The 18763-nt window shown below is 37.9% G+C and carries 17 protein-coding genes; 13 read left to right on the top strand and 4 right to left on the bottom strand.

The genetic code is table 11. The features are described 5' to 3' along the window. Window positions 1–4: 4 nt before the first annotated feature. On the bottom strand, window positions 5–442 hold the full coding sequence (locus AC27G3_RS06820) for an META domain-containing protein (RefSeq protein WP_487120034.1): 438 nt from the start codon (window positions 440–442) through the stop codon (window positions 5–7). Window positions 443–754: 312 nt separating this feature from the next. Here AC27G3_RS06820 and AC27G3_RS06815 point away from each other — a divergent pair, with 312 nt between their 5' ends. The 5 genes from AC27G3_RS06815 to lgt all read left to right on the top strand — a co-directional run bounded on the left by AC27G3_RS06815 (window position 755) and on the right by lgt (window position 9043). Next, entirely contained in the window at window positions 755–1414 is a 660-nt protein-coding gene (locus tag AC27G3_RS06815) for a potassium channel family protein (protein WP_487120032.1), read from the top strand. Between the two features lie 50 nt (window positions 1415–1464). After that, window positions 1465–2556, top strand: a complete 1092-nt coding sequence (locus tag AC27G3_RS06810; RefSeq protein WP_487120030.1) for an AI-2E family transporter — start codon at window positions 1465–1467, stop codon at window positions 2554–2556. Window positions 2557–3110: 554 nt separating this feature from the next. Further along, window positions 3111–5657, top strand: coding sequence for a M4 family metallopeptidase (locus tag AC27G3_RS06805; protein WP_487120028.1), 2547 nt, complete (start codon window positions 3111–3113; stop codon window positions 5655–5657). 73 nt (window positions 5658–5730) lie between these two features. Then, entirely contained in the window at window positions 5731–7941 is a 2211-nt protein-coding gene (locus tag AC27G3_RS06800; RefSeq protein ID WP_487120026.1) for a M20/M25/M40 family metallo-hydrolase, read from the top strand. Window positions 7942–8248: 307 nt separating this feature from the next. Next, a complete protein-coding gene (gene lgt / locus AC27G3_RS06795) occupies window positions 8249–9043 on the top strand; it encodes a prolipoprotein diacylglyceryl transferase (protein ID WP_487120024.1) in 795 nt (264 codons plus the stop codon). A 119-nt stretch (window positions 9044–9162) separates the two neighbouring features. On the opposite strand, the gene AC27G3_RS06790 is transcribed toward lgt, so the two are convergent. Next, entirely contained in the window at window positions 9163–9771 is a 609-nt protein-coding gene (locus tag AC27G3_RS06790) for an outer membrane beta-barrel protein (protein WP_487120022.1), read from the bottom strand. A gap of 335 nt (window positions 9772–10106) precedes the next feature. Here AC27G3_RS06790 and AC27G3_RS06785 point away from each other — a divergent pair, with 335 nt between their 5' ends. Continuing rightward, entirely contained in the window at window positions 10107–11378 is a 1272-nt protein-coding gene (locus AC27G3_RS06785; protein WP_487120020.1) for a DEAD/DEAH box helicase, read from the top strand. Between the two features lie 82 nt (window positions 11379–11460). Here AC27G3_RS06785 and cobA read toward each other — a convergent pair whose 3' ends face one another. Further along, on the bottom strand, window positions 11461–12270 hold the full coding sequence (gene cobA, locus AC27G3_RS06780; RefSeq protein ID WP_487120018.1) for a uroporphyrinogen-III C-methyltransferase: 810 nt from the start codon (window positions 12268–12270) through the stop codon (window positions 11461–11463). A 218-nt stretch (window positions 12271–12488) separates the two neighbouring features. Beyond that, on the bottom strand, window positions 12489–13292 hold the full coding sequence (gene suhB, locus AC27G3_RS06775) for an inositol-1-monophosphatase (RefSeq protein WP_487120016.1): 804 nt from the start codon (window positions 13290–13292) through the stop codon (window positions 12489–12491). Between the two features lie 406 nt (window positions 13293–13698). On the opposite strand from suhB, the gene trmJ reads away from it, so the two are divergent. The 7 genes from trmJ to hscB all read left to right on the top strand — a co-directional run bounded on the left by trmJ (window position 13699) and on the right by hscB (window position 18720). Beyond that, window positions 13699–14508 carry a tRNA (cytosine(32)/uridine(32)-2'-O)-methyltransferase TrmJ gene (trmJ, locus tag AC27G3_RS06770; protein WP_487120014.1) on the top strand — a complete coding sequence of 270 codons (810 nt, stop codon included), beginning with the start codon at window positions 13699–13701 and terminating at the stop codon, window positions 14506–14508. 25 nt (window positions 14509–14533) lie between these two features. Next, window positions 14534–15334, top strand: coding sequence for a serine O-acetyltransferase (cysE, locus tag AC27G3_RS06765; RefSeq protein WP_487120012.1), 801 nt, complete (start codon window positions 14534–14536; stop codon window positions 15332–15334). Window positions 15335–15548: 214 nt separating this feature from the next. Beyond that, window positions 15549–16064 (top strand): Fe-S cluster assembly transcriptional regulator IscR, encoded by a 516-nt coding sequence (iscR, locus tag AC27G3_RS06760; protein WP_487120010.1) that lies wholly within the window; start codon window positions 15549–15551, stop codon window positions 16062–16064. A 34-nt stretch (window positions 16065–16098) separates the two neighbouring features. Beyond that, window positions 16099–17313: an IscS subfamily cysteine desulfurase gene (locus AC27G3_RS06755; RefSeq protein ID WP_487120008.1), complete on the top strand. Its 1215-nt coding sequence runs from the start codon at window positions 16099–16101 to the stop codon at window positions 17311–17313. Window positions 17314–17339: 26 nt separating this feature from the next. After that, window positions 17340–17723 carry a Fe-S cluster assembly scaffold IscU gene (iscU, locus tag AC27G3_RS06750; protein WP_487120006.1) on the top strand — a complete coding sequence of 128 codons (384 nt, stop codon included), beginning with the start codon at window positions 17340–17342 and terminating at the stop codon, window positions 17721–17723. Window positions 17724–17733: 10 nt separating this feature from the next. Next, window positions 17734–18057, top strand: a complete 324-nt coding sequence (gene iscA, locus AC27G3_RS06745) for an iron-sulfur cluster assembly protein IscA (RefSeq protein ID WP_487120004.1) — start codon at window positions 17734–17736, stop codon at window positions 18055–18057. Window positions 18058–18192: 135 nt separating this feature from the next. Beyond that, a complete protein-coding gene (gene hscB / locus AC27G3_RS06740; RefSeq protein ID WP_487120002.1) occupies window positions 18193–18720 on the top strand; it encodes a co-chaperone HscB in 528 nt (175 codons plus the stop codon). The last annotated feature ends 43 nt before the right edge of the window (window positions 18721–18763 follow it).

Here is an 18763-nt window from a genome sequence, read left to right as displayed (position 1 = left end):
GTGGCTATTTACTGGCTTTAAACAGAATATGCTGATTATCATCAGTTAGTGTTAAAATACCGTTTTCAATGCTAACTTGCGTGACTTTAGGGAGAGCTTCTAAATAACGTTGCTCTTGATGCATTTGCGCTTTAGTACACATCATTCTTGTACCAGCAGATTGACCAAGTGTTAATTTGCTGGTATTTGCTTTGTTATCTGTTGATAACTGATAGCTTGACGTGACTCTATTACAAGAGCTATTACCTGCTAACCGACCATTTTCATTAAATATTAGCGTTGCAGGACTGCGATCCATCACGGGTAAGTTATCTATCATCTCCACTTGCCAAGACCCTTGCAAACTTTGTTCTGATACCAAAGTTAAATTTGTATTGGTTTTATTAGTGCAACCTAAAAATATGCCGGCAGTACATAGTAGTAAAATGACTTGTTTTTTCATGGGTAACCTCAAATTAAGGGTAAGTTTGAATGATTTGTACTTGTTGTGCTTTCGAAAAAATTGTTACAACAAACAGTTAAATATTAAGGGCTGTTCATGATTGTGTCACAAATAGAGCTGACAACGCAGTAAGATTTCAACTAGATAGCTTCTATAAATCTAATTTAACCTGATGATTTTTAAAGCACAACCGACTGGCTCACTTATTCTAAAATCGTTTATTAACATGGAGTTTTGTAGCTATTAATCTTTTATAAGACCATGTAGAATCTAAAAAATAATTAAAACTGTTAAGGTAATCTCTTGAAAAAAATGAGCAAAAACGACAACTTCGTTTATTTAACTTTTTCATTGATACTTCTTTTACTCGGTACTGCACTCGCGCAACAATTTTTTTCACATTCTGTTCAACATTTAATGCAGTCGACTATGGTACTTACACTTATTGTTGCTGTTTGGGGAGTAGAATCTGAGCGATTGCTTTTTCGTCGGGCATTAATATTTCCATGTGCAATTGTGATCATTGCTTTGTTAAGCTATTGGCTCGATATGAGAGGTTTAGATCATCTGCATTTGTTTTCCCTGCTCGTTTTCTTTGTTATTACTGCCCATAAAACCGCAAAGCAGGTATTATTTACTGGAGATGTTGATGGAAATAAAATATTAGGCGCTATCTGTTTGTATTTATTAATGGGACTTATTTGGGCAATACTTTATACCCTTATGCAGTTATCATTTGAGGGCGCCTTTCTAAGCTTAGAAAATAGCAAAGAGTGGTTCACTTTATTTCCTGATTTTATTTACTTTTCATTTATTACCTTAACAACCGTTGGTTTCGGTGATATTTCGCCTACTCAGCCAGTGGCACGATTTTTAGTATACTTAGAAGCCGTTGTTGGGCAGTTTTATTTAGCTATTTTAGTGGCTAGCTTAGTGGGTTCGCATATGTCAGCGGTATCGAATAAGCGCTAATTTTTTACACACTGTATTACACCAAATAATTAAAAATAGAAGAGGCAAGTATGAGTCAAGAACAACCTGTTGACAGTAGTCGAGAGTTTAATCGTCGAATTATTGATATCGCTATAAAGTTAGCGGCTATAACACTGATACTTTTCTGGTGTTTTCAAATTATTGAACCTTTCATTTTATTAGTGATCTGGGGGGCAATTATGGCAGTGGCATTGTTCCCAGTTCATAAGAAACTGACATCAATACTGAAAGGTAGAAAAGCATTAGCATCTACGGTAATTGCAATATTAGGTATCGCGATGATTGCTTTACCTTCGATTCAATTATCTTCTTCTTCTATTGATTCTGCTCATACGATATACACGGGCATAGAAGATGGGACTTTGAAAATTCCAAGACCGAATGAAAGCGTTAAAGAATGGCCACTAATTGGCGAACAAACGTATGTGTTTTGGCAGAATTCTTCAGAAGATTTGGCGAAAGTTGCAGAACAATATAGAGCTCAAGTCAAGCATGCATCAGCTTGGGTGTTAAAAGCTGTAATTGGCTTAGGTGGCGGTATCTTGCAATTTATTGTGTCGTTAATTATTGCCGCTGTTTTTATGACGAAATCGCAAGCTTGCCATAAAGGGATCAGCGCGCTAATGATTCGTTTAATGGATGAGTCGGGAGTAAGAACGATAGACACTACAATAGCGACTATTCGCAGCGTAGCTACTGGCGTGTTAGGTGTGGCTGCTATTCAATCGCTACTATCAGGCGCTGGTTTAATGATTGCCGGTATTCCAGGCGCTGGGTTATGGGCTATAGCTGTTCTTATGTTAGCTATTGCGCAATTACCGCCAATTATTATTTTAGGGCCAATTGCGGCTTATTATTTTTCAGTAGCTGATACGACACCTGCGGTGGTTTTCTTAATTTTTAGTATTATTGTTAGCAGCAGCGATGCTTTTTTAAAGCCATTATTTTTAGGGCGTGGTATGGATATTCCCATGCTCGTTATTTTACTTGGTGCGATTGGTGGAATGCTATGGGCAGGAATTATAGGTTTGTTTGTCGGTGCAGTCGCGTTAGCGTTAGGTTATCAGTTAATGATGGATTGGTTAGCGCATACAAAAGAGATCATTAAACAAGAAAGCTAGCCTCCCTATGGCGTGTAAATAATGGCGTGTAAATAACGCCTATAAATATCGCCATAAAAGCGCAATATTAATATTAATATTGCGCTTTTTTAATGCGTGATTTTCAATAAAGTCTTTAATCCATTATGTTCAACTTATTTGAGTTTTGTTCATTTTTTGGTCTTGTTTTGAGTGTTTTTTATTCGAGTATGCTCTTTTTGTTATAAATTTCGGTCGATTTTATCTGATAAATTTTGTGCTATTTGTCTATTTTTTAGTGACAAGATAATGCATGCAATTTTACTTATAGGCTTTAAGCTTATGAAAAATAGTTGTTTATATGTTTATACAATCTGCAATCTTTTTGTGGACACATTTCGTTACATTTGCTGTTGTTTTTTATTTGTGAATTTATTGTAAATATTTTGTTAATTAAAATATTTACTGCTAGTTTGATTTGGTCAGCGAAGACTGATTACAAATTTCTTAAGTGGGACAGTCCTCTTAATAAATAAATAAAAATGGCAATTGAATGCACTACTCAATTGAACCTCTCAAATCATAGGAAGCACAAAATGAATAAAAATTACAAAGTTACAAGGCTATCGTTAATGGTGGGCGCTACACTTGCCGCTTCATCATTTAACGTTTTGGCAACTGACGTAACGTCAATGAATATTCAAACGCAAACGGCAAATGGTAACCCTTCATTTGTCACTGGTGAGCTTGGCACCATGTCAAATAACTCAGCTATTCAAACATTAAAGTCAATAATTGATAGTCAGCCAGAGTTTGGCGCTAATGGTAATGAAAATTTTAAAGTTCGCCGCCAGTGGGTTGATGAATTAGGAAAAAGTCATACACATTTTGACCAAACCATTAACGGCCTTAAAGTATACGGAACCAGTATGATCATTCATGCTGATTCAAATGCAGGTATTTTAAGTAATGGCAGTGGTTCAGGTGATGTGTACTCGGTGACGGGACATTTAGCACATCAAGAACAAGCGAGTATGGCTTCGGTGATGAGCAGCTCTCGAAACAGTAGTGCTAATAAAGCTATGGCTGCAGCGCAAAGTATTGGTGACGTGTCTGGTGAACCTGAATTAGTATACGTATATTTACCATTTTATGATGAAACCAAACTTGCTTACCGTATTGAGGTTTCTTGGGATAATGGCGGAGCAGATTTCGGCCGCGACTTCATCTATTTTGATGCGACTAACTTTGACGTACTAACGCGTGATCCTCAAATTCATTCAGCTAAGTCTTGGCGTACTTACACCTTAAATGGTGGTTCTGCTAATTCGGCACCAGGAAGCTTAGTGTGTACTAATAATCAAAGTTGTGGCAGCAATGCGGCGGCTCAGCGAGCACATGACGGTGCTTCAAAGGTTTATGATTATTATCAAAGTAAATTTGGTCGTGATTCGTTAGATAACAATGGTATGGCATTAGTTTCTAGTGTTGATATGGGGGTTGTTAACGCTTATTGGACGGGTAGTCAAATGATGTACGGTCAAGCATCAAGTGGTTTAAACGATTTTACTTCAGATTTTGACATTATTGGTCATGAATTTACCCATGGTATTACTGACAAAACTGCAGATTTAGTTTATGCCAATGCCTCAGGTGCATTAAACGAAGCTTGGTCTGATATTTTAGGTTTATCAGCAGAAAGCTATAAAAATGGCACAACAACGTCAACGTGGTTATTAGGTGATGGCTTATACATTAACCAACCGGGCAAAGCACTAAGATACATGGATAATCCTACACAGGATAATTATTCAACAGATTGGTGGCCTGATCGTATTCCTTACGTGAGTAACCCAAATAATAATAATGATCAAGGTGGCGTTCATGGTAACTCAGGTATTGCTAACCTTGCTTATGTACTTTTAGTTGATGGCGGAACTCATCCACGTAATAAGTCAACAGCACAAGTACCTAGTATTGGCATGTTAAAAGCTGAAAAAATCTTTTATCGCGCATTAGTTACTTATATGAGCCAAAACACAAATTTTGCTGGCGCACGCGCAGCTACAGCTCAAGCTGCAATTGATTTATACGGTGAAACTGAAAAAACCGCTGTAGAAACTGCATGGTGTGCAGTTGGGGTAGGTACTTGTCCGGATGGTGGCACAACGCCAACAGACGATGTATTAGAAAATGATGTCGCCATTACTGGAATTTCAGGAACTGCTAAACAACAAAATTTCTACACATTAGAGGTTCCAGCAGGAGCAACTGATTTAAGCTTTACTACTTCTGGTGGTAGTGGTGATGCTGATCTATACGTGAAGTTTGGTTCAAAACCAAGTTTGAATACTTCAGACTGTAAGAGCACATCTAGTGGAAATACAGAAAATTGTACTATAAACAATGTGCAAGCGGGTACTTATCATGTCATGGTTGAAGCATGGAGTGCGATTAGCGGTGTTAGCTTAACAGGTAGTTTCACACCAGACTCAACCACTAACCCAAATGATACTGTATTAGAAAACGGTGTCACTAAATCTAATGTAGGCGCTTCAGCAGGCAGTGATATTGTTTTCACTATGGAAGTACCAGCTGGCGCAAGTGATATTAACTTTATCACTAGTGGTGGCTCGGGCGATGCTGACATGTATGTTAAATTTGGTTCAGCACCTACTGATTCAAACTACGATTGTCGACCTTATAAAAATGGCAATAGTGAGTCTTGTGCAGTGACTTCTTCAGGTGGCACTTACTATGTACGCTTGAAAGCTTACTCAACATTTGCTGGCTTATCGTTAACGGGTTCTTACACAGAAGGGTCAACTGGAAACAATGATCCTATTTACGATTCGGTTGATAATGTGTCAATTTCACAAGGTCAATGGCAACGTTATACACATGTAATGCCAGCAGGCTACGCGGACATGACCATTAGCATTTCAGGTGGTTCGGGAGATGCTGACTTGTATATTCGTCATGGCGCACAATCAACAGCGTCACTTTACGATTGTCGTCCATATAAAAATGGTAATTCAGAAAGCTGTAGCTTTAGCGCACCAGCTGAAGGAACTTGGTACATTGATGTATACGGTTATCAAGCAGTTTCTGGTTTAACGTTAACTTTAGAAGCTAACCCATAAAAGTAAAACTAAAAGGTAAGAGGGGCTTAGGCTCCTCTTTTTTTTCTTTAAATTTAAGTGCAGGGAATTAAGTATGAAAAATTTATTTACTGGATTTTGCTTGATAAGCGTTTCCGTTTTTTCAAGTTTTGCTAATAGTCAAACAGAACAAGTGGAAGACAAAGTATGGATTTCGATAGGTTCAGATGCCGCACAGTTAATTGATACTCAGTACAGTGATTTTATTAATTTAAAACCAGTTGAAAACCTTTCTGGTTTTAGCGCGTCAACCTCAACAACAACAACAGTCGCTCATTTATCGGCATCGCAAATTGATCGTTTAAGTGAATTTATGCATGATAAATTTAATCGTTGTGGCGGTTTTGTTTACCATGAAAGTTTAGCAGAGGCTCAGGCCTACACACACAGTACATCGCAAGTTATGCCAATGGTTGCCATGAACTACACCATTAATAATGCAGTAACTGTAGATACGTTATTAGAAGCGTTATCTGTCAGCAATCTTGGCGATACCATTGACAGCTTAGCCAGTTACCATAACCGTTATTACACACAGCAATCAGGTGCTGACGCGGCAATTTGGTTAAAAAACCAATGGGCGAGTATGGCAAGCGAGCGAAATGATATTAATGTTGAACTTTTTCAACATAGTTGGATACAGTCGTCTGTAATTGCGACGGTTGAAGGTACGACAAACGCTGAAGAAATTGTAATTGTTGGCGGACATCTTGATTCTATTAATCAATCAAACCCTTCCACTGGAAAATCACCGGGAGCAGACGACAACGCTTCAGGCATTGCAGTGCTCACCGAAAGTTTACGCACGCTAATTGCGACAGGGTACAAACCTGAACGAACCATTAAGTTTATTGCTTATGCCGCGGAAGAAGTAGGGTTAAGAGGTTCAAAAGCTATAGCGCAAAGTTATAAGGCTGAAGGTAAAAATGTCGTTGGTGTTGTGCAGTTTGATATGAGTGCTCACAAAGGAACGGCTGACAAAGACATTGTCTTTATGACCGATTATACCAATAACGGACAGAATCAATTTTTGGCGCAATTAATTGATACCTATCTTCCTGGCGTTAATTATGGTTTTGATCAATGTGGTTATGGTTGTTCTGATCATGCGTCATGGCACAATGAAGGTTATGCGGCATCTATGCCTTTTGAGTCTAATATGAATGATATTAATGGTAAAATTCATACCAGTGAAGATGATACTTATGATGTTAATCATATGGAGAATTTTTCTAAATTATCAATGGCATACCTTGGAGAACTTGCAAAAGGAAATATGGAAGGCGATATACCGCCTAGCAATGATGTATTAGAAAACGGCGTCGCCAAAATGGGTATTTCAGGAAGTGCCAAACAGCAATTGTTTTATACGCTTACCGTACCTGAAAATGCAACAGATTTAGTGTTTACTACAACGGGCGGTACGGGCGATGCTGACTTGTATGTCAAATTTGGTGCAAAACCTAGTTTAACTACTTCAGACTGTAAAAGTACTTCAAGTGGTAACAGTGAAACGTGTAGCATAAGTAATGCTCAAGTAGGTACTTACTATGTGTTAGTAGAGGCATGGAGCGCAATTAGTGGCCTGAGTTTAATAGGTAGTTTTGTTGAAGATTCTACGGTTCCCCCGAATGACACCATGTTAGAAAATGGTGTTAGTAAAACTGAATTGAATGCTGCTACAGGTGAAGAGCTTGTGTTTACTATGGATGTTCCTCAAAGCGCGAGTGATATTAGTTTTGTAATGAGTGGTGGCTCGGGCGATGCTGACATGTATGTTAAGTTTGGTTCAGCACCTACTGACTCAAACTACGATTGTCGACCTTATAAAAATGGCAATAGTGAGTCTTGTGCAGTGACTTCTTCAGGTGGCACTTACTATGTACGCTTGAAAGCTTACTCAACATTTGCTGGCTTATCGTTAACGGGTTCTTACACAGAAGGGTCAACTGGAAACAATGATCCTATTTACGATTCGGTTGATAATGTGTCGATTTCACAAGGTCAATGGCAACGTTACAGCCAAGTAATACCAGCAGGTTACACGGACATGACCATTAGCATTTCAGGCGGTACAGGAGATGCTGACTTGTATATTCGTCATGGTGCACAGTCAACAACGTCACTTTACGATTGTCGTCCATATAAAAATGGTAATTCAGAAAGTTGCAGCTTTAGCGCACCAGCTGAAGGAACTTGGTACATTGATGTATACGGTTATCAAGCAGTTTCTGGTTTAACCTTGACTTTAGAAGCTAATCCATAGTTTAAAAAGTTTATAGATCAGGGGAGCTTTAGCTCCTCTTTTTATTTAATACCCAGTTCATTATGTTTCGCTGAGTGAGAATAAAATTATTGGAATTGGTATAACTTAAGAAAAGAAGTTACTTTTTATCTTTAAATATTAACTTACAAAATTGCTGTCGTTAATAAGATTTAACACCTGAGAATTAATGGACTTTAGTTGTGATGCCTATTAAGCTGCTTGCCTTATTTGGTAAGATAAATTTTATGCGCAATGCAATAAAATAATATTTCGCCTTTAGTTAATTATTAATGTGAGAGTCAACTTAGTGGAATTTTTTGTTTGGAATGCTGATCCGGTTTTATTCTCTTTAGGGCCGATTACTGTACATTGGTACGGTGCATTGTTTGCCCTTGCCATTTTGTCAGGTTTGCAAGTGTTGAAATGGTGTTATGTTCAAGAGAAAATGGATGTAGAGTCTTTAGATAACTTATTAATGTATGCGGTCGTTGGCATAGTCGTTGGCGCAAGGTTAGCGCATTGTTTGTTATACGATCCAGGTTATTATTTAAGTAACCCTTTAAAAATACTGGCGATTTGGGAAGGTGGTTTAGCTAGCCATGGCGGTGGATTAGGGGTTATCATTGCTGCTTATTTTTATCAAAAAAAATATAAAATGTCTTTTATGTGGCTGTTAGACAGACTTGCCATATCAACTGCTTTGTTTGGTTTTTTTGTTCGAACTGGTAATTTCATGAATTCTGAGATCATTGGTATTCAAACCGATGTACCTTGGGCGGTTATTTTTTCAAGAATCGATAACTTACCTCGACACCCAGCACAACTGTATGAAGCCTTATCTTACTTAAGCATTTTTGCTGTATTGTTTCTTGCCTATCGTTTGACGAAAATTAAAGACTATTCAGGAGCTTTGTTAGGTAGTTTTTTAGTGCTAATTTTTACCGCTAGATTTGCTATTGAGTTTGTGAAAATTAAGCAAGCAGCTTATAGCAGCGAACTCACTTTTTCTACGGGACAATTACTGAGTATTCCATTTTTTCTTGTCGGATTAGCGTTAGTGATCAGAGCGTTTATTATCAGTAAAAAAGAAAAAACTGGATAAAAAGCTTAGTCAGTTATTGATTATTTGCTATTGAATCTTTAATGGAGTTTACTAGGTAAGTTGCTGTAATAAAAGGGTATAAAAATTCATTTATTACAGCAGATAACTAAAGATATTAGTTAAAAAGAATAACGTACTGAAGCACTTATTGTGTCAGCGTCATCAGCAATACTGTATGCAGCACCTACTGAAAAGTTAGCATTGAAGTGATAGAATGCATTGGCTGAAAGTCCAGTTTCACTTTCATCTGCGATATCAACATACGCAACTGAACCACTCAGTTCAAATGAGTCTGTAATCATAGAGCGTACACCAACGGATAAACTGTAACCAGTATCATCTTCGTCTTCCTTGTAACCATTAAATGAAGCGGTGAGATCAGCACGTTCAAATGCTAAAATACCGAAAACATCTGTATTTGAAGATAAACCATGACGATAGCCGATACCTGCAGATAAAATGTTCATATCAAGTTTAATTTTACTATTATAAACGACAGTGCTATCAGAAAGTTGTTGATAATTTGCGCTAATAAAGAAATTTTCATTAATAAGTTTTGAACCAGTTAAGCCAAAACCAGCTAAATCAATGATGTCTAGATCATCCATTTCCATCGTCGCATAGGTTGCTTGTACAAAATCCCATTTTGGAGCTTGCTCTGCTAATACACAACTACTCGAAAGTAATGATGCAGCAAAAAGTGAGGAAAGTTTAAGCGTTTTATTCATGTTTTATATCCTTATATAAATAATGACCACGGAAGATACCAGTAATTGGCTATGCTGTGGTTAAAGCAGGGGAGATTCTAGGGGATTGTATATGTAAAGTAAATATACAAAAAAGATAAAGGATAGTTATTGAAATTAAATAATGGGTATTGCAAAGTCAGATAAAAAACTACGTTTATCAGGCTTAGATTGCGCTAACATGTTAACTCCTGTATGCTGCACGCCCTCGCACTTTCATGGTATCAGCCTTTAATTATTGCTGTGTTGATACAACTCACTTTATAGCTATAACGCTATAAAAATCATTGTACAAATAACGAAACAGAGATAATTTTATGAGTTTTACTTCATTAGGCTTATCAGAGCCTCTACTTAAAGCCATTAGCGAACAAGGCTATGAAAAACCTTCACCTATTCAAGAACAGGCTATTCCTGCCGTTGTTGAAGGCCGTGATGTAATGGCTGCTGCGCAAACTGGAACAGGAAAAACGGCGGGTTTTACTCTGCCTTTATTAGATAGATTAGCTAAAGGACAGCCAGCAAAAGCGAATCAAGCGCGTGCTTTGGTGTTAACACCAACACGCGAATTAGCCGCACAAATATTAGAAAGTGTGGAAACGTATGGCAAGTATACTCAAGTAAACTCTGCAGTAGTTTATGGCGGGGTAAAAATAAACCCTCAAATGATGCGCTTGCGAAAAGGGGTGGATATTTTAGTGGCAACTCCTGGCAGATTACTTGATTTATATAACCAAAACGCCATTAAATTTACCGAACTAGAAGTGCTTGTTTTAGACGAAGCTGATCGCATGCTAGATATGGGATTTATTCGTGATATTAAAAAAATTATTTCAGCCTTACCTAAAAAGCGCCAGAACTTGTTATTTTCAGCGACTTTTTCAAAAGAAATACGTGAGTTAGGTAAAGGGTTGGTTAATGATCCAATAGAGATCTCTGTTAGCCCACGTAATACCACAGCTGAAAAAGTAACACAGTGGATCACTGCTGTTGATAAAAAACGTAAACCCGCTTTACTCACTCATTTAATAAAAGAGCATGATTGGCAACAAGTTTTAGTATTCACTAAAACCAAACATGGCGCGAATAAATTAACCCGACATTTAGAAGCTGAAGGACTTAAAGCTGCAGCAATTCATGGCAATAAAAGTCAAGGTGCTCGTACTAAAGCGCTTGCTGCTTTTAAAGATGGTTCTGTGCAAGTATTAGTGGCAACAGATATTGCTGCTCGCGGTATTGATATTGACTTGCTGCCACAAGTAGTAAACTTTGAATTACCTAATGTACCAGAGGATTATGTTCATAGAATAGGACGTACGGGTCGTGCAGGTAGCAGTGGACAAGCTGTTTCGTTAGTGTGCGCGGATGAACATAAATTATTGTGTGATGTAGAGCGTTTAATCGGACAGATCATCGATCGCAAACCAATTGCTAAGTTTTTACCTGTTAACGAATTAGCGCCGTCACGTGCTTTAAAACCGATGAAGAAAAAGAAACCTAAAAAGCCTAAGGCGAACAAAGTTGAGCATAAAGATGGTCAACGAAGTGCTGAAAACTCAAGAGGTCATCAGCCAGTAAGAAGAAGATAATTATTTAATAGCGCTTTTGGGGGGCTACCTTAAGCGCTATTTTATTGAATCTTTTATTGAGCTATTTTTTATTGAAAAGCATTTAACTGGCCGATAAATAACCTAAGTTTTTCAAATGCTTTTCATCAAAAGTATTCACTACATCGCCAATTACAATCAGAGTTGGCGGTGTAATTTTTTTACTAATAACTAACTCTTCAAGCTCATTTAACGGCGCACGAAATACTTGTTGATCAGGCTGCGTTCCTTTTCTGATTAAGGCTGCGGGCGTTGAAGGACTGCGACCTGCATTGATTAGTTGTTTGGCAATAACAGGTAAGCTTTTCACTCCCATGTAAAATACCACCGTTTGTTTTGCATCATTTAATGTTTGCCACGGCAGAGCTAATTCTCCACAATCTTTAACATGGCCTGTAATTAAGGTACAGCTTTGTGCTACTTCTCTGTGTGTTAAGGGAATACCAACATAGCTTGTGCACGCTGAAGCTGCGGTCATACCGGGCACGATATGACAAGCAACTTTGTTGGCTAATAAGTATTGTGCTTCTTCACCACCGCGACCAAAAACTAAAGGGTCACCACCTTTTAGCCTCACCACGCGTTTATTTTGTTTAGCATGGTCGACTAACAACTGATTTATTCCTTCTTGTGGAACACGATGATCTGCTTGCTTTTTCCCTACGTAAACCCGTTGGCAATTGTCAGGAAGTAAAGCCATGATGGCATCACTAACTAACCGATCGTAAATAACGACTTCTGCCTGTTGAATAAATCGGTAAGCTTGCATGGTGAGTAAGTCAGGATCTCCTGGACCTGCGCCAATAAGAGCAACCTCTCCTGAGATAAAGTCTTGTTTATGGTTTTTAATGTAATCTTTAAAAGAATGTTGCACGGGGATTTTGCTCTCATTTACGTTATATAAAGAGTGTATCTTACTTTTACTATGCATTCCTAGCAGGAATTTAAGATTTTATATTTCATTTAGTTATATGAGAGGTTTGGTTATATAAATTCGAGGAGTGAAAAAAATCGTCAGTGAGTTCAACAGCTCTTTATAAGAATTATAGAGACAAAAAAAGCGCCCTGAGGCGCTTTTTATTGATAGATAAACTACTTAGAAAGCGCGTCACCTAAATGTGGACGAATATCTTTTAAGATATCTTTTAATATTAAGCTACTGCCAGCAACAATGTTGCCTGATTTTTCGTGGTTATGTCCACCAACAAAATCAGTTACTAGGCCACCAGATTCAATCACTAGTAATTCACCTGCTGCGGTATCCCAAGGTTTTAAACCAATTTCAAAGAAACCATCAACGCGACCAGCTGCGACATAAGCTAAATCTAGTGCCGCTGATCCCGCACGACGCATATCAGTTGTTTTTAGAAACAATGACTGAAACATATTCATGTAAGCGTTGGTATGTTGTTTTTGTTTAAATGGGAAGCCTGTTGCTAACACTGAACTGTTTAATTCTTTCGCTTTGTTAACACGTATACGGAAGCCATTTAATTGAGCACCTTTACCACGGCTTGCCGAGAAAAGTTCGCCACGAATTGGATCATATATAACAGCTTGATCAAGCTTGCCTTTAACTTTTAAAGCAATAGAAACAGAGAAATGAGGAATACCTTTAATGAAGTTAGTAGTGCCATCAAGAGGATCAATGATCCACTGATAGTCTTTATCTTCACCTTCTAACAAACCACATTCTTCACCAATAATAGTATGTTTAGGGTAAGACTTACGGATAGTCTCGATAATGATATGCTCAGCGTCAGTATCAACATTAGTAACAATATCATTAGTGCCTTTTAATTGTATTTCAACCTTATCAAGTTGTTCAAAAGCACGAACAATTTCTTTACCTGCAGCGCGTGCAGCGCGCACAGCAATATTTAACATTGGATGCATAATAGCCTACCTATTTTTGGTGTATATGTGATTGTCAAAGAACATGCTTGCAATTATAGCTTCATTTTAATCGAGTAAGATGAAGTAAAGTAAAAAGCTAATCAAGATAAAAGCCAATCACGAAAATCAAGCGGCGCAGATTATAGCAAACTATAAAATAATAAGCTATTAGCGAAAAATTTATTCCTCTTATTTTCATAACTTTATGTTTGTGTGTAATGCTAGTTATTGATTTTTAATAATAAAATTATAATTTTACTTGGGTGAATTTTCACTTATAAGCAATTTAACTATCAAATTCACAAATCGGCTAGCGAAATAAGGTAAATGAGCTGATTTTTTCTCGTCACTTCGTTACTGTTCTATGTTAATATTGCTAGCAGTTTTAGCCATCTAGATAGTTACAATGACAAGTTCAACAATAGACACAAATTCAGAAAATACAAATAACACCGTTACAGGCTCATTATTAGATCGTGTTCGTATAGTATTAGTTAATACTTCAGACTGCAGAAATATTGGCTCAGCCGCTCGTGCTATGAAAACCATGGGGTTAACCGATTTGGTTTTAGTAGACCCTATCGAGTTACCTAATGGTCAAGCGCAAGCCTTGTCAGCAGGTGCGTCGGATGTATTAAATGGTGCTAAGGTAGTTAACACTTTAGAAGAAGCAATAACTGACTGTGGTTTAGTTGTTGGAACAAGTGCACGTTCTCGAACTCTGCCTTGGCCAATGCTAGAGCCAAGAGGTTGTGGCGAAAAGCTGATTAAAGAAGCGCACGATTATCCAGTCGCTATTGTTTTTGGTCGTGAAAGCAGTGGTTTGAGTAACGAAGAGCTGCAGTTGTGTCATTTTCATGTACAAATACCAGCAAACCCTGAATATAGTTCATTAAATTTAGCGATGGCGGTACAAACGTTAAGTTACGAAGTACGAACCAGTTTTCTTGCTGAAGAAAATGCCCAATATACGGATAAAAAAGTCAATGAAACAGCTGATGATGAAGAATACCCTGTTGTTGAAGAGACCGAACGTTTTTATGCTCACTTTGAACAAGCAATGAAAAAAACTGGTTTTATTACACCGAGTCATCCTGGATTAATTATGACTAAGCTACGCCGTTTATTTAATCGTGCACGCCCGGATGTTAAAGAAATTAAAATGATGCGCGGTATTTTAGCCTCAGTAGAAAGAGCCGCCAAAGATAAAGATTAATCTTAGAAAGTAAAAAGGAAGCAACATGTTTAGCCGTATCAAAGAAGATATTAATAGTGTCTTTGATAGAGATCCCGCAGCCCGCACTGTATTTGAAGTATTAACTAATTACCCTGGAATGCATGCTATTTGGGGGCATCGTTTGGCTAAGTGGTTTTGGTGTCGAGGTTTTAAATGGCTAGGAAGAACAATATCAACACTGGTTCGCTGGCTTACCGGTGTTGAAATTCATCCAGGTGCAACTTTAGGCCGACGATTCTTTATTGACCATGGTATGGGAATTGTTATTGGTGAAACAGCCGAAATAGGCGACGATTGCACGATTTATCATAGCGTAACGTTAGGTGGTACTTCGTGGAGTGCTGGTAAACGTCATCCTACTTTAGGAAACAATGTGGTAATTGGGGCGGGTGCAAAAGTATTAGGACCTTTAATGATCGGAGAAAATTCGCGTATTGGCTCTAATGCTGTTGTGGTGAAAGATGTGCCAGACGGGGCAACCGTAATTGGCATACCTGGTCGCATTGTAAATAGTAAAGCTAGTGAAAAAGACGATAACAGACAAGCGATGGCGAAAAAATTAGGCTTTGATGCTTATGCAGTAGCCACAGATGATCCGGTAGCAAAAGCCATTGGCAGAATGATTGATCATATGCATTTAATGGATAGTAAAGTCGAAGACTTGTGTAAAGAGATTAATCAATTAGGCGGAAACGTTTGTAGTGAATCTCTACCAGAACTACGGGTAGGAGAGTTTGTTGAAGACGAAAAAGCTGCAGCTAAACGTCGAGAAGATATTATAGAGTCATTCGACCCTGAAATTTAGCTCTTAAATTTATCTAAAATTAACATTTATTATTAATACTTGACTAAAATACTCAAGTATTAGTTGACTCATTTTTTCTCTGAGTTAAAATACCTGAGTAAATTGCTAGGGTATTTAATTGACTATTCTATAGGGTTATGTAAAATTGCGCCGCTAATTTATATAACCCTATAGAATAGTTAACGGATAAATTAAGTTAAATGCAGGTAAGAAAATGAAACTCACATCAAAAGGTCGTTACGCTGTTACAGCTATGCTAGATGTTGCTATTCACGCAGCATCAGGGCCTGTGCCGTTAGCAGACATTTCTGAACGACAAGGCATTTCATTATCTTACTTAGAGCAATTATTTTCTCGCTTACGTAAACATGGTTTAGTAAGCAGCGTGCGTGGTCCCGGTGGCGGTTATCGTTTAGGTAAGTGTTCAGCTCAAATTGCTGTTGCCGACGTGATTAGCGCAGTTAACGAAAGTGTTGATGCAACTCGTTGTTCAGGAAAAGGAAATTGCCAAGGCGGTGAGCAATGTTTAACTCATAATTTATGGGAAGGACTCAGTCATCGCATAGAAGATTTTTTACAAAGTATTTCTTTGTCAGAACTCGTTGAACAAAGAGAAGTGAAGTCTGTGTCCTTAAGGCAAGACGGCATTATCGCCAATAAACAGAAAAAACAATCAGATGTTTTACAAACTGTTATTGCAACCAAAAACATTATTCACGAATGGCAATAGCCAGCGTATAGAAATTTTTAGAGAGAGCTAATCAATGAAACTTCCAATATATTTTGATTATTCAGCAACAACACCAGTAGACCAACGCGTGGCTGATAAAATGGTTCAGTTTATGACCACTGATGGCATTTACGGTAACCCTGCGTCGCGTTCACATAAATTCGGCTGGCAAGCAGAAGAAGCGGTAGATATTGCTCGTAATCAAGTTGCCGATTTAATTAACGCCGACCCTCGTGAAATTGTTTTCACTTCAGGTGCAACTGAGTCAAATAACTTAGCGATTAAAGGCGCAGCTAATTTTTATGATAAAAAAGGTAAGCACATTATTACCTCTAAAACAGAGCATAAAGCTGTTTTAGATACTTGTCGTGAGCTTGAACGTCAAGGCTTCGAAGTTACTTACCTTGATCCTGAAAGCAACGGTTTAATCGATTTAAATAAGCTTGAAGCGGCAATGCGCGATGACACAATTCTTGTTAGCATTATGCACGTAAACAATGAGATTGGTGTTATTCAAGATATTAACGAAATCGGCGAAATGTGTCGTGCACGTAAAATTATTTTCCATGTTGATGCCGCACAAAGTGCCGGTAAAATTCACATCGACATGCAAGCCTTGAAAGTCGACTTAATGTCTTTTTCAGCGCACAAAATATACGGTCCTAAAGGCATGGGCGCGTTATATGTAAGCCGTAAGCCTCGCATTCGCTTAGAAGCGCAAATGCATGGTGGTGGTCATGAACGTGGTATGCGCAGTGGTACATTACCTACTCATCAAATTGTTGGCATGGGTGAAGCATTCCACTTAGCAAAACAAGACATGGCTAAAGATTTAGCACATGTAACGGCCATGAGAGATCGTTTATGGAACGGTATCAATGAAATGGAAGAAGTTTACATTAACGGTGACGCGGATAAGCGCTATCCAGGTAACCTAAACGTTAGTTTTAACTACGTTGAAGGTGAATCGTTAATTATGGCACTTAAAGACTTAGCTGTATCGTCTGGTTCAGCCTGTACTTCAGCTAGTTTAGAGCCTTCTTATGTACTACGTGCATTAGGTTTAAATGATGAAATGGCACACAGTTCAATTCGTTTTAGTTTTGGCCGTTTCACCACAGAAGAAGAAATTGATTTTGCCATTGATTTAATTAAAAAATCGATTGGTCATTTACGCGATATGTCACCGCTTTGGGAAATGTTTAAAGACGGTATTGATTTAGATTCTATTGAGTGGGCTGCTCACTAGAGCGTTATAGTCCAGAGGAGAGCAACATGGCTTATTCAGAAAAAGTTATTGATCATTATGAAAATCCACGCAACGTAGGTTCATTTGATAAAGCAGATCCACAAGTAGCAACTGGTATGGTTGGTGCACCAGCGTGTGGCGATGTAATGAAATTACAGTTAAAAATTTCAGATACGGGCATTATCGAAGATGCTAAGTTTAAAACTTACGGTTGTGGCTCAGCTATTGCGTCAAGCTCGTTAGTTACTGAGTGGGTTAAAGGCAAGTCTATTGATGAAGCAGGTGCAATTAAAAACACTGATATTTCAGAAGAGTTAGCTTTACCACCCGTAAAAATTCATTGCTCAATTTTAGCGGAAGATGCTATTAAAGCAGCAATTGAAGATTACAAAAGTAAACATCAAGGTTAGGTAGTATAACATGTCAGTAACCATGACCTCTGCCGCAGCAGAGCGTGTTCAATCATTTATGGCAAATCGAGGCAAAGGCCTTGGTTTACGCTTAGGTATTAAAACGACTGGATGTTCTGGCTTGGCCTACGTACTTGAATTTGTAGATGATTTAAATGAAGACGATCAAATGTTTAACATTGAAAACGTCAACGTTATTATCGATGCAAAAAGTTTGGTTTACCTTGATGGTATCGAATTAGACTTTGTTAAAGATGGGTTAAACGAAGGTTTTAAATTTACCAATCCAAACGCAAAAGGCGAGTGTGGTTGTGGTGAAAGTTTTAACGTTTAACTTTATCTAAACAAGTCGTGTAGTTAAGCGAGCGCTCGTTTATTGATTAATGAGCGTTTAATTAACTTACACATTAAAAGTCGGCCACCTGGTCGATTTTTAGGTTTTAAATACAAAGATATAAACGAGTTTGTTTTGAATTATTTCCAAGTTTTTGGTTTACAAGCCACCTTTACTTTAGATAGCAATAAGCTATCAGAGGTTTATCAAACATTGCAAAAAGCTGTTCATCCCGATCGCTTTGCTCATTCATCTGATCAAGAAAAGTTACTTGCTGTTCAAAAGTCGGCGATGATCAACGACGCCTATCAAACATTGAAAAACCCTTTAAAGCGTGCTGAGTATATGTTGAAATTACGCGGCACTGATATGCCCAGCGAACAAGCCTCTTTTAGCGATAATCAATTTTTGATGCGTCAAATGGAATTACGGGAAATGCTAGAAGACGTTAAGCATTCAGAAGATAAAGATGCTGCTATTTTTGACGTTAATCAAGTACTCGATAGTGAGTTTTCATTATTATTTAATGCACTACAGCTTAAGTTAAATGAAAATACTCAAGACGCTGACAAATTAGCGAGTGAAGATCTACGCAAGCTTAAATTTTACCAAAAATTGCATGTAGAACTCGAACGCTTAGAAGAACTTTTATTTGACGATTAACTCCTTGCTAGCAAACAGCAGAAACAACAAACAAAAGATATAA

The organism is Colwellia sp. SU-HH01217 (assembly GCF_057543495.1).
This window is presented reverse-complemented; position numbering and strand designations above follow the sequence as displayed.

Coding starts and splice junctions, on each gene's coding strand:
- AC27G3_RS06820 (WP_487120034.1), bottom strand. CDS start 442: ATGAAAAAACAAGTCATTTTACTACTATGTACTGCCGGCATATTTTTA.
- AC27G3_RS06815 (WP_487120032.1), top strand. CDS start 755: ATGAGCAAAAACGACAACTTCGTTTATTTAACTTTTTCATTGATACTT.
- AC27G3_RS06810 (WP_487120030.1), top strand. CDS start 1,465: ATGAGTCAAGAACAACCTGTTGACAGTAGTCGAGAGTTTAATCGTCGA.
- AC27G3_RS06805 (WP_487120028.1), top strand. CDS start 3,111: ATGAATAAAAATTACAAAGTTACAAGGCTATCGTTAATGGTGGGCGCT.
- AC27G3_RS06800 (WP_487120026.1), top strand. CDS start 5,731: ATGAAAAATTTATTTACTGGATTTTGCTTGATAAGCGTTTCCGTTTTT.
- AC27G3_RS06790 (WP_487120022.1), bottom strand. CDS start 9,771: ATGAATAAAACGCTTAAACTTTCCTCACTTTTTGCTGCATCATTACTT.
- AC27G3_RS06785 (WP_487120020.1), top strand. CDS start 10,107: ATGAGTTTTACTTCATTAGGCTTATCAGAGCCTCTACTTAAAGCCATT.
- suhB (WP_487120016.1), bottom strand. CDS start 13,292: ATGCATCCAATGTTAAATATTGCTGTGCGCGCTGCACGCGCTGCAGGT.
- trmJ (WP_487120014.1), top strand. CDS start 13,699: ATGACAAGTTCAACAATAGACACAAATTCAGAAAATACAAATAACACC.
- cysE (WP_487120012.1), top strand. CDS start 14,534: ATGTTTAGCCGTATCAAAGAAGATATTAATAGTGTCTTTGATAGAGAT.
- iscR (WP_487120010.1), top strand. CDS start 15,549: ATGAAACTCACATCAAAAGGTCGTTACGCTGTTACAGCTATGCTAGAT.
- AC27G3_RS06755 (WP_487120008.1), top strand. CDS start 16,099: ATGAAACTTCCAATATATTTTGATTATTCAGCAACAACACCAGTAGAC.
- iscU (WP_487120006.1), top strand. CDS start 17,340: ATGGCTTATTCAGAAAAAGTTATTGATCATTATGAAAATCCACGCAAC.
- iscA (WP_487120004.1), top strand. CDS start 17,734: ATGTCAGTAACCATGACCTCTGCCGCAGCAGAGCGTGTTCAATCATTT.